At 64.3% G+C, this 15,589-nt stretch carries 10 protein-coding genes and 3 rRNA genes; 12 read left to right on the top strand and 1 reads right to left on the bottom strand.

Features of this window, described 5'->3' with window-relative positions:
- From FO059_RS08085 to FO059_RS08115, 7 genes are all read left to right on the top strand, one after another.
- Window positions 1-567 carry a F0F1 ATP synthase subunit B gene (locus FO059_RS08085; protein ID WP_143910569.1) on the top strand — a complete coding sequence of 189 codons (567 nt, stop codon included), beginning with the start codon at window positions 1-3 and terminating at the stop codon, window positions 565-567.
- A gap of 5 nt (window positions 568-572) precedes the next feature.
- Window positions 573-1,388, top strand: a complete 816-nt coding sequence (locus FO059_RS08090) for a F0F1 ATP synthase subunit delta (protein WP_143910570.1) — start codon at window positions 573-575, stop codon at window positions 1,386-1,388.
- Between the two features lie 77 nt (window positions 1,389-1,465).
- Window positions 1,466-3,109, top strand: a complete 1,644-nt coding sequence (gene atpA / locus FO059_RS08095) for a F0F1 ATP synthase subunit alpha (protein ID WP_143907839.1) — start codon at window positions 1,466-1,468, stop codon at window positions 3,107-3,109.
- Window positions 3,110-3,158: 49 nt separating this feature from the next.
- Entirely contained in the window at window positions 3,159-4,136 is a 978-nt protein-coding gene (locus FO059_RS08100; RefSeq protein ID WP_143907841.1) for a F0F1 ATP synthase subunit gamma, read from the top strand.
- A 3-nt stretch (window positions 4,137-4,139) separates the two neighbouring features.
- Window positions 4,140-5,585 (top strand): F0F1 ATP synthase subunit beta, encoded by a 1,446-nt coding sequence (gene atpD, locus FO059_RS08105; protein WP_143907843.1) that lies wholly within the window; start codon window positions 4,140-4,142, stop codon window positions 5,583-5,585.
- A gap of 9 nt (window positions 5,586-5,594) precedes the next feature.
- On the top strand, window positions 5,595-5,963 hold the full coding sequence (locus tag FO059_RS08110; protein WP_199257133.1) for a F0F1 ATP synthase subunit epsilon: 369 nt from the start codon (window positions 5,595-5,597) through the stop codon (window positions 5,961-5,963).
- Between the two features lie 97 nt (window positions 5,964-6,060).
- The gene (locus FO059_RS08115; RefSeq protein WP_158726753.1) at window positions 6,061-6,480 is read left to right on the top strand and encodes a DUF2550 domain-containing protein; all 420 of its coding nucleotides are present in this window, start codon (window positions 6,061-6,063) and stop codon (window positions 6,478-6,480) included.
- Window positions 6,481-6,504: 24 nt separating this feature from the next.
- Here FO059_RS08115 and FO059_RS08120 read toward each other — a convergent pair whose 3' ends face one another.
- Entirely contained in the window at window positions 6,505-7,083 is a 579-nt protein-coding gene (locus FO059_RS08120; RefSeq protein WP_143907847.1) for a cob(I)yrinic acid a,c-diamide adenosyltransferase, read from the bottom strand.
- A 40-nt stretch (window positions 7,084-7,123) separates the two neighbouring features.
- On the opposite strand from FO059_RS08120, the gene murA reads away from it, so the two are divergent.
- From murA to FO059_RS18725, 5 genes are all read left to right on the top strand, one after another.
- The gene (gene murA, locus FO059_RS08125; RefSeq protein ID WP_143907849.1) at window positions 7,124-8,377 is read left to right on the top strand and encodes a UDP-N-acetylglucosamine 1-carboxyvinyltransferase; all 1,254 of its coding nucleotides are present in this window, start codon (window positions 7,124-7,126) and stop codon (window positions 8,375-8,377) included.
- 655 nt (window positions 8,378-9,032) lie between these two features.
- Window positions 9,033-10,556 (top strand): 16S ribosomal RNA (locus FO059_RS08130).
- Between the two features lie 344 nt (window positions 10,557-10,900).
- Window positions 10,901-14,048 (top strand): 23S ribosomal RNA (locus FO059_RS08135).
- An 87-nt stretch (window positions 14,049-14,135) separates the two neighbouring features.
- Window positions 14,136-14,251 (top strand): 5S ribosomal RNA (rrf, locus tag FO059_RS08140).
- The 16S, 23S and 5S rRNA genes sit together here, the layout of an rRNA operon.
- A gap of 135 nt (window positions 14,252-14,386) precedes the next feature.
- Window positions 14,387-15,532 carry a hypothetical protein gene (locus tag FO059_RS18725; RefSeq protein WP_233266787.1) on the top strand — a complete coding sequence of 382 codons (1,146 nt, stop codon included), beginning with the start codon at window positions 14,387-14,389 and terminating at the stop codon, window positions 15,530-15,532.
- Window positions 15,533-15,589: the final 57 nt, after the last annotated feature.

Raw genomic sequence — 15,589 nt, forward strand, 5'->3', positions numbered from 1 at the left:
CTGAGCACCCATCTGGCCGTACTAGCGGCCGAGGAATCGGACCACAACCCGATCATTCCGACGGCGTACGACATCGTCTGGTCGATCGTCGTACTCATCATCATCGGCTTCTTCTTCTGGAAGTTCGCGCTTCCGGCCTACCGCAAGGTGATGGATGAGCGCTCCGAGAAGATCGAAGGCGGCATCGCTCGCGCCGAGGAGGCGCAGGCGAAGGCGCAGTCCGCGCTCGAGCAGTACACCGCCCAGCTCACCGAGGCGCGTGTCGAGGCGTCCCGTATCCGCGAGGATGCGCAGGACCAAGGCAAGCAGATCATCGCGGAGATGAAGACCAAGGCGCAGGAGGAAAGCGACCGCATCGTCGCCGCCGGCAGCAGTCAGCTCGCAGCGCAGCGCCAGCAGATCGTCGCCGAACTGCGCGGGGATCTCGGTCGCACCGCTGTGGACCTCTCCGAGAAGATCATCGGCGAATCGCTGTCCGACGAGGTCAAGCGTGCCAGCACCATCGACCGATTCCTGAACGAGCTGGATTCCGTCGATGCGGGGGCCGCGGACAAGGTGGGCCGGTGACGGAGATGTACGCGGCAAGCCGTGAGGCCATGTCGGCCGCACGGGCATCGCTGCAGGCCGAGCTGTCCTCGACGACGGACGGGACAGGTGCCGCGCAAATAGGCGCGGACCTGTTCCTGGTGGTCGACGTACTGACTGCGGAGCGGAGCCTGCGTGGCCTGCTTTCCGATCCGTCCGCGGAGCAGTCCGCGCGTGAACGCCTCGCTGACACCGTGTTCGGCGAGCGGGTCGGCGCAGGCGCGCAGAAGGTGCTGCGCAGTGCTGTGAACCAGCAGTGGTCGTCCGCACGTGACCTGGTCGATTCCATCGAACTGCTCGGTCGTGAGGCTCTCCTGGTCTCGGCGGATCAGCAGGGGCGACTGGCACTGGTCGAGGACGAGCTTTTCAGGCTGGGGCGGATCGTCGCCGGCAACCCGGAGCTGGAGATCGCGTTGACGGACCGCACCGCGGATCCGGAGCGCAAGCGGCAGCTGATCTCCCGACTGCTCTACGGCAAGGTCTCGTCGGTCACCGAAGCGCTCGCGACGCAGGGCGTCGGCCGTCTGAGCGGTCCGCCGGCGGCACTGTTCGACACGCTGTCGAACATGGCTGCAGAGCGCCGCGACCAGGCGGTCGCACACGTCCGCAGTGCGACCCCGATGACGGAGTTGCAGCAGCAGAATCTCGTCGACTCCCTGTCGCGGCTGTACGACCGGCGCGTCACGGTTCACGTCGAGGTAGATCCCACGTTGCTGTCGGGCGTGGTCGTCCGGGTCGGTGACGAGGTCATCGACGGCAGTGGCGCCGGCAGGCTGGCGAGCGTCCGCAAGTCCATCGGCTGAGCGCGGCGGCGGCCCGAGCGTCACACGAGCATCGGCACAGTGAAAACCCACAATCGACACCCGAGAGCAGGAAGAACATGGCGGAGCTGACGATCTCCTCCGACGAGATCCGTAGCGCGATCGAGAACTACACCGCGAGCTACTCCCCGGAGGCCTCCCGCGAGGAGGTCGGCGTGGTCACGGACACCAGCGACGGCATTGCGCACATCAGCGGCCTGCCGTCGGCGATGTCGAATGAGCTGCTGGAATTCCCCGGGGGCGTGCAGGGCGTCGCGCTCAACCTGGAGGCGCGCGAGGTCGGCGCTGTCATCCTGGGCGAGTTCGCCGGTATCGCCGAGGGTCAGGAAGTCCGGCGCACCGGCGAGGTCCTTTCCGTGCCGGTCGGCGACGGGTACCTGGGCCGCGTGGTGAACCCGCTCGGTCAGCCGATCGACGGCCTCGGCGACATCGCGTCCGAGGGCGACCGCGCGCTCGAGCTGCAGGCCGCATCGGTGCTCGAGCGCCAGCCGGTGGAGGAGCCGCTGCAGACGGGCATGATGGCCGTCGACGCGATGACGCCGATCGGACGCGGGCAGCGTCAGCTCGTGATCGGTGACCGCAAGACCGGAAAGACCGCGGTCTGCATCGACTCGATCCTGAACCAGAAGGCCAACTGGGACTCCGGGGACCCCGCGAAGCAGGTGCGTTGCATCTACGTCGCGGTCGGGCAGAAGGGCTCCACGATCGCCGGCGTCAAGTCCGCGCTCGAGGAGAACGGCGCGATGGAATACACCACCATCGTGGCGGCGCCCGCCTCGGATTCGGCCGGCTTCAAGTGGCTCGCCCCCTACACCGGCTCGGCCATCGGCCAGCACTGGATGTACGGCGGCAAGCACGTGCTCGTCGTGTTCGACGACCTCACCAAGCAGGCCGAGGCGTACCGCGCGATCTCGCTGCTGCTGCGCCGCCCGCCGGGCCGCGAGGCGTACCCCGGCGACGTGTTCTACCTGCACTCCCGTCTGCTCGAGCGCTGCGCGAAGCTCAACGACGAGCTGGGCGGCGGGTCGATGACCGGACTGCCGATCATCGAGACCAAGGCCGGCGACGTGTCGGCCTACGTTCCCACCAACGTCATCTCGATCACCGACGGTCAGGTGTTCCTCGACTCCGACCTGTTCAACCGAGGGGTCCGGCCGGCGATCGACGTCGGCATCTCGGTGTCCCGTGTCGGCGGTGCCGCCCAGACCAAGGGCATGAAGAAGGTTGCGGGTTCGCTCCGTCTGGACCTGGCACAGTACCGCGAGCTGGAGGCGTTCTCCGCGTTCGCCTCGGATCTCGACGCGGCCTCGAAGGCGCAGCTGGACCGCGGCGCCCGCCTGGTCGAGCTGCTCAAGCAGGACCAGTACCGCCCCGTCACCGTCGAGGACCAGATCGTGACGATCTTCCTCGCGAGCGAGGGCAAGTTCGACTCCGTCCCGGTCGAGGACATCCGGCGGTTCGTCGCCGATCTGCTGGACGACCTGCACCGCAACGCCGGCGGTGCGTTCGGCTCCATCGCGGGCGGCACCGTCCTGGGCGACGACGCGGCCGCGGAGTTCGTCGCGGCCACCGACCGGTTCAAGCAGGGCTTCCTCGCCTCGGACGGCAGCCGCGTGGTCAACGAGGCCGAAGCCGATTCTCTCGCGCCGGACGCCGTCGATCAGGAGACTGTGACAGTCAACCGCAAGACGGTCACCCGGTGATCATGGTGTTGAGTGTCCCGACTATGAGTGAGGGGAGTGTGACCGGCTGATGGCAAACCTGCGCGAGCTACGTTCGCGGATCAAATCGGTCAACTCGACGAAGAAGATCACCAAGGCCCAGGAGCTCATCGCCACTTCGCGCATCACGAAGGCCCAGGCCCGTGTCGCCGCGTCGAAGCCGTACTCGGTGGAGATCACCAAGGTGCTCTCGCAGCTGGCCAGCGCGTCGGCGGCGCTCGATCACCCTCTGCTCACCGAGCGGGCGGAGCCGAAGCGTGCCGCGGTCCTCGTCGTCACCAGCGACAGCGGCATGTGCGGCGGATACAACTCCAACGTCATCAAAGAGGCGGAGGAACTGAGGCAGCTGCTGCGCAGCGAGGGCAAGGACGTCGTCCTCTACGTCATGGGCGGCAAGGGCATCGGCTTCTACACGTTCCGCGGGCGCGAGCTCGCGGGTTCGTGGGCCGGCTTCTCGCAGCAGCCGAGGTACGCGGACACCGCATCCGCCGGGCGTCACCTCGTCGACATGTTCATGGCCGGATCGGGAGAGCAGGTCGACGCACCCGGTGGCGAAGGCACTCTCGAGGGCGTCGACGAGCTGCACATCGTGTACACGCAGTTCGTGTCGATGCTCACCCAGACCCCCCAGGTGCGCCGGGTCGCGCCGCTGGAGGTCCAGGTGCATGAGGAGATCGTCGAGCTCGGTGACGACCTGCTCAGCGACAGGCAGCAGAGCTCGGACGAGCCCGGTGCGGACTACGACTTCGAGCCTGAGGCGGAGGCCCTGCTCTCGGCGCTGCTGCCGAAGTACGTGAACACCCGGATCTACGCCGCACTGCTCGATGCCGCGGCGTCGGAGTCCGCTTCACGCCGCACCGCGATGAAGGCGGCGACCGACAACGCAAACGATCTGGTGAATGTCCTCTCGCGGGAGGCGAACCAGGCACGTCAGGCCCAGATCACCCAGGAAATCAGCGAGATCGTCGGTGGCGCCAACGCGCTGGCCGCGAGCGCAGGAAGTGACTAACCAATGACCGCAGCAATGACGCAGGACTCCGCGTCCGGCACCTCTGCCGCAGGGCGGGTCGTGCGGGTCATCGGCCCCGTTGTGGACGTCGAGTTCCCCCGCGGTGCCGTGCCGGCCCTCTACAACGCACTGCACGCCGATATCGCGCTGGAGTCGGTCGCCAAGGAACTGACGCTCGAGGTGGCGCAGCATCTGGGCGACAGCCTGGTGCGCACCATTTCGATGCAGCCGACGGACGGGCTCGTCCGCGGCACTCCGGTGTCCGATACCGGCAAGCCGATCTCGGTGCCCGTCGGCGACGTCGTCAAGGGGCACGTGTTCAACGCTCTCGGCGACTGCCTGGACGCGCCCGGAACGGGCCGTGACGGCGAGCAGTGGGGCATCCACCGCGAGCCGCCCGCGTTCGACCAGCTCGAGGGCAAGACCGAGATCCTGGAAACGGGCATCAAGGTCATCGACCTGCTGACCCCCTATGTCAAGGGCGGCAAGATCGGCCTGTTCGGCGGCGCCGGCGTGGGCAAGACGGTGCTCATCCAGGAGATGATCACCCGTATCGCCCGCGAGTTCTCCGGCACCTCGGTGTTCGCGGGCGTCGGTGAGCGTACGCGTGAAGGCACCGACCTCATCCTCGAGATGGATGAGATGGGCGTTCTCCCCGACACCGCCCTGGTGTTCGGTCAGATGGACGAGCCGCCGGGAACGCGTATGCGCGTGGCGTTGTCGGCCCTGACGATGGCGGAGTATTTCCGTGACGTGCAGAACCAGGACGTTCTGCTGTTCATCGACAACATCTTCCGCTTCACGCAGGCCGGCTCGGAGGTTTCCACGCTGCTGGGCCGCATGCCGTCCGCGGTGGGCTACCAGCCCACACTCGCCGATGAGATGGGTCAGCTGCAGGAGCGGATCACCTCGACCCGCGGCCGTTCGATCACCTCGCTGCAGGCCATTTACGTGCCGGCCGACGACTACACGGACCCCGCGCCTGCCACCACGTTCGCCCACCTGGACGCCACCACGGAGCTCTCGCGTGCCATTACGCAGAAGGGCATCTATCCTGCGGTGGACCCGCTGACGTCGACGTCGCGGATCCTGGAGCCGGCGATCGTGGGCGATGAGCACTACCGCGTGGCCCAGGAGGTCATCCGGATCCTGCAGAAGTACAAGGAGCTGCAGGACATCATTGCGATTCTGGGTATGGACGAGCTTTCCGAGGAGGACAAGGTCCTCGTCGGTCGTGCCCGCCGCCTGGAGAAGTTCCTCGGCCAGAACTTCCTCGTTGCCGAGAAGTTCACCGGCATGGTGGGCTCGGTGGTTTCGCTGACGGATACCATCGAGGCGTTCGACAAGGTCACCAAGGGCGAGTACGACCACCTGCCCGAGCAGGCCTTCAACAGCTGCGGCGGGCTCGACGACGTCGAAGCGAACGCGGCGAAGATCGCCGGGAAGTGACGGTGGCCCGTGGCTGAGATGACCGTGGAAGTGGTCGCAGTGGAGGAGCGGATGTGGTCGGGCTCGGCCACCCTCGTCTCCGCGCAGACCACGGAGGGTGAGATCGGGATCATGCCCGGTCATGCTCCGGTTCTCGGACAGCTCGTGGAGGGCGGGATCGTGTCGATCACGACCTCCGAGGGCGAGCGGCGTGTGGCGGCGGTGCACGGCGGTTTCCTCGCCGTCACCGGGCAGAAGGTGAGCGTCCTCGCCGAGACTGCGGATTGGTCCGACGAGATCGACGCGGACGAGGCCCGTCGTGTGCTGGACGACGCCGGATCCGATGAGGTGGAGGTCGCGCGCGCTCGCGGTCGGCTGAAGGCGGTCGAGCGCGCCTGAGGTGACGCAGTAGAATCGAGCACGTCTCAAGGCCGCGACAAGTCAGGGGTCCCTACCAGTGCCTACCACGATGACGATAGTCATCACGGTGGTGTGCGTGCTGGTCGGAGCAATCGCCCTCTGGCTTGTCGCGGCCTTCTGCTATCGCTACTACGTGGTACGGCGTGGTTCGACCTCCGTGATCCTCCGACGGTTGCCTGCTGACGAGGGGGCCGGGTGGCGTCACGGCGTCATCGTGTACGGCGACAGCGGGGTCCGCTATTTCAGGTTGTCGAGTCTGCGCATGTTCGCGGATCTGAATCTCCGCCGCAGCAGACTCGAGCTGAACGGGAAGCGCACCCCCGTCGGCACCGAACTGGAGATCATGAGCGAATCCATGCCCATCGCGACCGTCGAGGGGGAAGGGCTGCGGGTGGAGATCGCGCTGGAACGCGAATCCATGACCGCCTTCCAATCCTGGGTGGAGTCCCGCCCCCCGGCGCGTTCACTCCGGAGGGCCCCGCGTCGGCATGAGTAAGCCGACCGCGGGGCGTGCCGGCCGTCAGTCGTGATCGCCGCCGCCGGGCTGCCACAGAACGTCGCCCTCGGGATTGGCCAGCCTGCTGAGAATGAACAACAGGTCGGAGAGCCGGTTGAGGTACTTGGCGGGCAGCACGTTGGTGGATTCCGGCTGGCGCTCCACCTGTGCCCACGCGGACCGTTCGGCCCGACGTGCGACGGTGCGCGCGCAGTGCAGCAGAGCCGCGATCGGCGTGCCGCCCGGCAGGATGAACGAATCGAGTTTGGGCAGTTCCGCGTTGTATTCGTCGCACCAGGCTTCGAGCCTGTCGATGTAGCGGGTCGTGATGCGCAACGGCGGGTACTTCGGCTCGTCCACGACGGGCGTCGCGAGGTCGGCACCGGCGTCGAAAAGGTCGTTCTGGATCTGCCTCAGGACGCCCAGCACAGGCTCCGACGGCCGTCCCAGCGCGACAGCGAGGCCGATTGCCGCGTTCGCTTCGTCGCAGTCGGCGTAGGCGACCAGTCGGGGATCCGTCTTGTGCACCCTCGAGAAATCGCTGAGACCCGTCGTTCCGTCGTCGCCGGTCCGGGTGTATACGCGAGTGATATGTACGGCCATGTGATCACGGTACCGTCCGACTCGCCTAGGCTGTGACCCTGTGACTGAGAGATTCCTGGTGACCGGCGGCGTGAGCCTCGCCGGCGAGGTGCGCGTCACCGGCGCTAAGAACAGTGTGCTCAAGCTGATGGCTGCGGCGCTGCTGGCCGAGGGCACCACGCGCATCACGAACTGCCCGGAGATCCTCGACGTGCCGTTGATGGCGGACGTGCTCGAGGGACTCGGCTGCGATGTGGAACTCGACGGCGACGTCGTCGAGATCAGCGTGCCGGCGATGCCGCGGTACCGCGCGGACTTCGAAGCTGTGGAGAAGTTCCGGGCGTCCGTATGCGTGCTCGGTCCTCTGTTGGCCCGCTGCCGTCGGGCCGTTGTCGCGCTCCCCGGGGGAGATGCCATCGGGTCGAGGCCGTTGGACATGCATCAGGCCGGTCTGCGTGCACTCGGCGCAGTGTCGCGGATCGAACACGGCTGCGTGGTCGCGGAGGCCGAGAGGCTGTCCGGGGCGGAGATGACCCTGGAGTTCCCGTCGGTCGGCGCTACGGAGAACATCCTGATGGCGGCGGTGCTGGCGGAAGGGGAGACGACGATCGTCAACGCGGCCAGAGAACCTGACATCGTCGACCTCTGCGAGATGCTGAACCAGATGGGCGCGCGGATCACCGGCGCTGGCTCCCCGGTGTTGCGGGTGGAAGGGGTCGAGCGGCTCCACCCCACGACGCACCGCGTGATCGGAGACCGGATCGTCGCTGCCACGTGGGGCATTGCAGCGGCTGTGACGTGCGGTGACGTGTCGGTGCAGGGAATCGACCCCGGACATCTCACATTGGTGTTGGACAAGTTGCGCGCCGCCGGCGCCGAGGTGATCGAAAGCGTCGACGGGTTTCGCATACGTCAGGAGGCACGCCCCGCGGCGGTGAACTTCTCGACGCTGCCGTATCCGGGGTTCCCGACCGACTTGCAGCCGATGGCGATCGTCCTCGACTCCATCGCCCGCGGCAGCTCGATGATCACGGAGAACATCTTCGAGGCGCGGTTCCGCTTCGTCGAGGAGATGGTGCGTCTGGGGGCGCAGGCCCGTGTGGACGGGCATCACGTGGGCCTGCAGGGCATCGAACGTCTCTCGAGTGCCCCGGTGTGGTCCTCCGATATCCGGGCGGGTGCCGGCCTGGTGCTGGCCGGACTCGTGGCGGAAGGCACGACGGAGATCCACGACGTGCATCACATCGACCGCGGCTACCCCGAGTTCGTCGAAGATCTGGCACGCCTCGGCGCCAAGATCGAACGCGTCCGCTGAGATGGGGACTGCCGGTCTACCGATTCCCGGCGCTCCGACCGCGGACCAGCCCCGTGAGCCGACCTCTCGTCGGCGAACGGGGTTTCGTGCCTTCAAGGGACGCTCCGCCCGGAAGCGCCGGGGCAGGTCCGTCGGGGAAGTCCGCGGTCTGGCGGTGACCTGCGTTGCTGTCGCGGTTCATGGCTGGTGGAATGCGACGACCTCGCGCCTCCAGCGCCCTGTCGACCTGGGGATTTGTGTTTGGGTGGGGGTGGGCGTAACTTTATCCGGGCCGGAGCGGCGAGAGCAGCTCCCAAGCCCGAGTAGGGGCTGGGGGCGGTGCGCTTGTGAGTGTGCTACGGTGTTTGCAGCAGGTGCGGCCGGCTGAAGCTCGGGAGTGTCCGGGTGGTGGTGGTTGTGCGTGTTCTTTGAGAACTCAACAGTGTGTCGATGAATGCCAGTGCCAATAATTTGGCATGCCGCATCCCATGGTTTGTGGGGTGTGGTTGTTTGCGGGTCGTGTCTTCCATTCCCTGTCGGGAGGTGCGGCTCGATGTTTTTTGAAGCTAGGTTTGTTTTGCTAGTGGATTTCTCGATGTGATTTGACTGATTCGCCGTGTCGTCGGGGCTGCTGCCGTGTGTGGTGGTGCCGGTGGGATGGTGGGTTGTGAATCTTTCAACGGAGAGTTTGATCCTGGCTCAGGACGAACGCTGGCGGCGTGCTTAACACATGCAAGTCGAACGGAAAGGCCCCTTCGGGGGTACTCGAGTGGCGAACGGGTGAGTAACACGTGGGTGATCTGCCTTGCACTCTGGGATAAGCCTGGGAAACCGGGTCTAATACCGGATAGGACCGTACCTCGCATGGGGTGTGGTGGAAAGCGTTATGTAGCGGTGTGAGATGGGCCCGCGGCCTATCAGCTTGTTGGTGGGGTAATGGCCTACCAAGGCGACGACGGGTAGCCGGCCTGAGAGGGCGACCGGCCACACTGGGACTGAGACACGGCCCAGACTCCTACGGGAGGCAGCAGTGGGGAATATTGCACAATGGGCGCAAGCCTGATGCAGCGACGCCGCGTGAGGGATGACGGCCTTCGGGTTGTAAACCTCTTTCAGTGCCGACGAAGCGGAAGTGACGGTAGGTACAGAAGAAGCACCGGCCAACTACGTGCCAGCAGCCGCGGTAATACGTAGGGTGCGAGCGTTGTCCGGAATTACTGGGCGTAAAGAGCTCGTAGGCGGTTTGTCGCGTCGTCCGTGAAAACTCGCAGCTTAACTGTGGGCGTGCGGGCGATACGGGCAGACTTGAGTACTGCAGGGGAGACTGGAATTCCTGGTGTAGCGGTGAAATGCGCAGATATCAGGAGGAACACCGGTGGCGAAGGCGGGTCTCTGGGCAGTAACTGACGCTGAGGAGCGAAAGCGTGGGGAGCGAACAGGATTAGATACCCTGGTAGTCCACGCCGTAAACGGTGGGTACTAGGTGTGGGACCCTTCCACGGGTTCTGTGCCGTAGCTAACGCATTAAGTACCCCGCCTGGGGAGTACGGCCGCAAGGCTAAAACTCAAAGGAATTGACGGGGGCCCGCACAAGCGGCGGAGCATGTGGATTAATTCGATGCAACGCGAAGAACCTTACCTGGGTTTGACATACGCCGGATCGCCGTGGAGACACGGTTTCCCTTGTGGCCGGTGTACAGGTGGTGCATGGCTGTCGTCAGCTCGTGTCGTGAGATGTTGGGTTAAGTCCCGCAACGAGCGCAACCCTTATCCTGTGTTGCCAGCACGTAATGGTGGGGACTCGCAGGAGACTGCCGGGGTCAACTCGGAGGAAGGTGGGGACGACGTCAAGTCATCATGCCCCTTATGTCCAGGGCTTCACACATGCTACAATGGTCGGTACAGAGGGCTGCGAGACCGTGAGGTTCAGCGAATCCCTTAAAGCCGGCCTCAGTTCGGATTGGGGTCTGCAACTCGACCCCATGAAGTCGGAGTCGCTAGTAATCGCAGATCAGCAACGCTGCGGTGAATACGTTCCCGGGCCTTGTACACACCGCCCGTCACGTCATGAAAGTTGGTAACACCCGAAGCCGGTGGCCCAACCCCTTGTGGGAGGGAGCCGTCGAAGGTGGGATCGGCGATTGGGACGAAGTCGTAACAAGGTAGCCGTACCGGAAGGTGCGGCTGGATCACCTCCTTTCTAAGGAGCATCAAGTGTCTCGAGGCCGCCGTGCGTGTGGTCTGGGGTTGCTCATGGGTGGACACTGGTGGCACTTCGTGCAGGAGTTTCGTGGTGGTCGCCGCCGTTATGGGTGGTGGCCGGTGCGGGGCGGGGGTGCTAGTCGGCATGCTGTTGGGCTTTGAGGGAACACGCCGCGTGTTTGTGTGTGGTGGGTTGTCTTGATGTGATGCGCCGGTGTGCCTGCCGGATGCGCTCGGCTGGTCTTGCCCTGTTGTGGGGTGGGTGGCCGGGTGTGGTGGGTGTGGTGGTGTGTGTGTTGTTTGAGAACTGGACAGTGGACGCGAGCATCTTTGATCTTTGTGTTGTAAGTGTGTAAGAGCACACGGTGGATGCCTTGGCACCAGGAGCCGATGAAGGACGTGGGAGGCTGCGTTAAGCCTCGGGGAGCTGTCAACCGAGCTGTGATCCGAGGATGTCCGAATGGGGAAACCCAGCAGCGGTGATGCGCTGTTACCCGCGCCTGAATGTATAGGGCGTGTGGAGGGAACGCGGGGAAGTGAAACATCTCAGTACCCGTAGGAAGAGAAAACAATAGTGATTCTGTGAGTAGTGGCGAGCGAAAGCGGATGAGGCTAAACCATGCGCATGTGATACCCGGCAGGGGTTGTGTGTGTGGGGTTGTGGGGCTGCGGCGTGCCGGTACTGCCGTGCCGGCGGGTAGTTGTAGAAAACACATGGTTAGCGGAAGTGGTCTGGGATGGCCTGCCGTAGTGGGTGAGAGTCCCGTACGTGAAAGCTGTGTGTCTGCCTTGTCGTGGTGCCCGAGTAGCAGCGGGCCCGTGAAATCTGCTGTGAATCTGCCGGGACCACCCGGTAAGCCTGAATACTCCCTGGTGACCGATAGCGGATAGTACCGTGAGGGAATGGTGAAAAGTACCCCGGGAGGGGAGTGAAAGAGTACCTGAAACCGTGTGCTTACAATCCGTCAAAGCCTGCGCGTAGTTTGGTCTGCGGTGGGTGATGGCGTGCCTTTTGAAGAATGAGCCTGCGAGTTAGTGGCATGTCGCGAGGTTAACCCGTGTGGGGTAGTCGTAGCGAAAGCGAGTCCGAATAGGGCGAGTTAGTGGCATGTTCTAGACCCGAAGCGGAGTGATCTACCCATGGCCAGGGTGAAGCGACGGTAAGACGTCGTGGAGGCCCGAACCCACTTAGGTTGAAAACTGAGGGGATGAGTTGTGGGTAGGGGTGAAAGGCCAATCAAACTCCGTGATAGCTGGTTCTCCCCGAAATGCATTTAGGTGCAGCGTCGCGTGTTTCACCATGGAGGTAGAGCTACTGGTTGGCTGATGGGCCTTACCGGGTTACTGACGTCAGCCAAACTCCGAATGCCGTGGTGTGAGAGCGTGGCAGTGAGACTGCGGGGGATAAGCTTCGTAGTCGAGAGGGAAACAGCCCAGATCGCCGGCTAAGGCCCCTAAGCGTGTACTAAGTGGAAAAGGATGTGGGATTGCGAAGACAGCCAGGAGGTTGGCTCAGAAGCAGCCATCCTTGAAAGAGTGCGTAATAGCTCACTGGTCGAGTGGTCCTGCGCCGATAATGTAGCGGGGCTCAAGTACACCGCCGAAGCCGCGGCACTCACATGTGTGGTTCGCATCTGCCTGCGGGTGGGTGTGCAGCCGTGTGGGTGGGTAGGGGAGCGTCGTGTAGCCGGGGAAGCGGCAGAGTGATCTAGCCGTGGAGGCTGCGCGAGTGAGAATGCAGGCATGAGTAGCGAAAGACGAGTGAGAAACTCGTCCGCCGAATGACCAAGGGTTCCTGGGCCAGGTTAATCCGCCCAGGGTGAGTCGGGACCTAAGGCGAGGCCGTCAGGCGTAGTCGATGGACAACGGGTTGATATTCCCGTACCCGTGATATCGCGCCCGTGGTGAATCAGTGATACTAACCATCCTGAAGCCCGTGTCGTGCACTTTCGGGTGCCGGCGTGTGGTGGATGCGTGGGACCTGATCTGGTAGTAGCCAAGCGATGGGGTGACGCAGGAAGGTAGCAGAGCCAGTCAGTGGTAATACTGGTGTAAGCCCGTAGGGCGAGGTGCAGGTAAATCCGTGCCTCATATGAGCCTGAGAGGCGATGCGACCCCGGTGTGGGGGATTCTGTGATCCTATGCTGTCGAGAAAAGCCTCTAGCGAGTGGTGTCATGGCCCGTACCCCAAACCGACACAGGTGGTCTGGTAGAGAATACCGAGGCGATCGAGAGAACTGTGGTTAAGGAACTCGGCAAATTGCCCCCGTAACTTCGGGAGAAGGGGGGCCATGTCCGGTGAACACCCGTGCGGTGGGAGCTGGGTGTGGTCGCAGAGACCAGAGAGAAGCGACTGTTTACTAAAAACACAGGTCCGTGCGAAGTCGTAAGACGATGTATACGGACTGACGCCTGCCCGGTGCTGGAAGGTTAAGAGGACCGGTTAGTGGCTCTTCGGGGCCGCGAAGCTGAGAATTTAAGCCCCAGTAAACGGCGGTGGTAACTATAACCATCCTAAGGTAGCGAAATTCCTTGTCGGGTAAGTTCCGACCTGCACGAATGGCGTAACGACTTCTCTGCTGTCTCAACCACAGGCTCGGCGAAATTGCATTACGAGTAAAGATGCTCGTTACGCGCGGCAGGACGAAAAGACCCCGGGACCTTTACTATAGCTTGGTATTGGTGTGTGATTCGGTTTGTGTAGGATAGGTGGGAGACTGTGATGCGCCGGCGCCAGCCGGTGTGGAGTCGTTGTTGAAATACCACTCTGATCGTATCGGACTTCTAACCTCGGACCATGATCTGGTTCAGGGACAGTGCCTGGTGGGTAGTTTAACTGGGGCGGTTGCCTCCTAAAGAGTAACGGAGGCGCCCAAAGGTTCCCTCAGCCTGGTTGGCAATCAGGTGTTGAGTGCAAGTGCACAAGGGGGCTTGACTGTGAGACTGACGGGTCGAGCAGGGACGAAAGTCGGGACTAGTGATCCGGCACTGGCTTGTGGAAGCGGTGTCGCTCAACGGATAAAAGGTACCCCGGGGATAACAGGCTGATCTTCCCCAAGAGTCCATATCGACGGGATGGTTTGGCACCTCGATGTCGGCTCGTCGCATCCTGGGGCTGGAGTAGGTCCCAAGGGTTGGGCTGTTCGCCCATTAAAGCGGCACGCGAGCTGGGTTTAGAACGTCGTGAGACAGTTCGGTCTCTATCCGCCGCGCGCGTAAGAAACTTGAGGAAGGCTGTCCCTAGTACGAGAGGACCGGGACGGACGAACCTCTGGTGTGCCAGTTGTTCCGCCAGGGGCATTGCTGGTTGGCTACGTTCGGGAGGGATAACCGCTGAAAGCATCTAAGCGGGAAGCCTGTTCCAAGATGAGGTTTCTTTCCCCTTTTGTGGGGTAAGGCCCCCTAGAGATGATGGGGTTGATAGGCCGGAGCTGGAAGCCCTGTGAGGGGTGTGAGGTGACCGGTACTAATAGGCCGTAGGCTTACCCATGAAGTTGTCTGGTTGTTTGTGCGTCCACTGTCCGGTGTCTGAGGCAACACCCACGTTCACTGCGTGTGGGTGTGTGTCGCATGGAGTTGCGGTGGTTATAGCGTGAGGGTCACGCCCGGTCCCATTCCGAACCCGGTAGCTAAGCCTTACTGCGCCGATGGTACTGCACCCTCAGGGTGTGGGAGAGTAGGTCACTGCCGCACAAATATTGCCGGTGGAGGGAACCCCGATAGGATGGGGTTCCCTCCATTGGTGTTTGGGCCGTCTTCCGGGCGGCGGACGACGCGGACGCCGGACCGACACCGATCGCAAACTGATATCGACCACAAGGATGATGCATGAACGCGCAGGAACCCCGGGAAGCACCCGGCGAGCGGCGTCACGGCGCAGACGACGGTTCCCGTGGTCGGCATAATCCGCCGCGCGAACGGACCGGCGGCGCTGCGCCAGGCAGCGGCGCTCAGGCCGGTGACCGCCATCGCAACCAGTCCGGAGCCGGTGCAGGCCGGCATCAGGGCGGTTCCAGCGGTGACCGGTATCGGGACCAGGGCGATCGGGCGGACCGCCGTTCGGCCGATGACCGACCGCGCAGCGGCGGACGCCGGGGCGACGCCGCACGTACGGGCGGACGCCCGAACGAGCGCGACGGAGGATTCCGCGCCGATCGGAACCGCAACGGCGGCGGCCGCGGTCCTGCCTTCCGCGGCGGGGCGCAGGACAGGCGCGCCCGGCCGCACCGTGACAACGACAACGCGCCGGCCCGGCAACACAGGGATCCCGAGCCGGACCTGCCGGACGACGTCGCCCCCGACGAGCTGGACACCTCGGTGCGTCGCGATCTGCACACCTTGGACAGGGCCAATGCAGAGACTGTGGCACGGCACCTGGTGATGGCGGGACGGCTCGTGGACACCGACCCTACGGCCGCGTTGGCCCACGCCCGCGCAGCCCGGGGCCGGGCGGGGAGGGTGGCCGCGGTGCGCGAGGCGGCCGGCATCTCCGCCTACCACGCCGGCGAATGGGCCGAGGCGCTTTCCGAATTGAGGGCCGCCCGCCGGATGGCGGGGGGACCGGGGATGCTGGCGGTCATGGCGGACTGCGAACGCGGTCTCGGTCGCCCCGAGCGGGCGCTCGATCTCGCGCGCAGCGAAGAGGCGCGGCGTCTGACCGGTGAGGCCGCAATCGAGCTGAACATCGTGGTCGCGGGCGCTCGGATGGACATGGGCAAATACGACGCCGCGGTGGTCACCCTGCAGGGGAAGGACCTGGACCCGGCGAAGACCGGTTCGGCCTATGCCCGCTTGTTCTACGTCTACGCGGAGGCGCTCCTCGCCGCCGGGCGTGAGCGTGAAGCCCTGGAGTGGTTCCTCAACTGCGCGGCGGCCGACGACTCGGCGGAGACGGACGCGGAGGAACGCGTGGCGGAGCTGAGCGCGGACGGCCCGGGAGCCGATGGCCCCGCGGGTACGACCGGGGGCGAGTAGGCACCATTGTCCGAGGAACAACGTCCGGACGGCCGTTCGCGCACGGAGCAGGAACCG

Origin of the sequence: Tomitella fengzijianii, assembly GCF_007559025.1 — a bacterium.
Classification (GTDB): domain Bacteria; phylum Actinomycetota; class Actinomycetes; order Mycobacteriales; family Mycobacteriaceae; genus Tomitella; species Tomitella fengzijianii.

Coding starts and splice junctions, on each gene's coding strand:
- FO059_RS18725 (WP_233266787.1), top strand. CDS start 14,387: ATGAACGCGCAGGAACCCCGGGAAGCACCCGGCGAGCGGCGTCACGGC.
- atpD (WP_143907843.1), top strand. CDS start 4,140: ATGACCGCAGCAATGACGCAGGACTCCGCGTCCGGCACCTCTGCCGCA.
- FO059_RS08120 (WP_143907847.1), bottom strand. CDS start 7,083: ATGGCCGTACATATCACTCGCGTATACACCCGGACCGGCGACGACGGA.
- FO059_RS08090 (WP_143910570.1), top strand. CDS start 573: ATGTACGCGGCAAGCCGTGAGGCCATGTCGGCCGCACGGGCATCGCTG.
- FO059_RS08100 (WP_143907841.1), top strand. CDS start 3,159: ATGGCAAACCTGCGCGAGCTACGTTCGCGGATCAAATCGGTCAACTCG.
- atpA (WP_143907839.1), top strand. CDS start 1,466: ATGGCGGAGCTGACGATCTCCTCCGACGAGATCCGTAGCGCGATCGAG.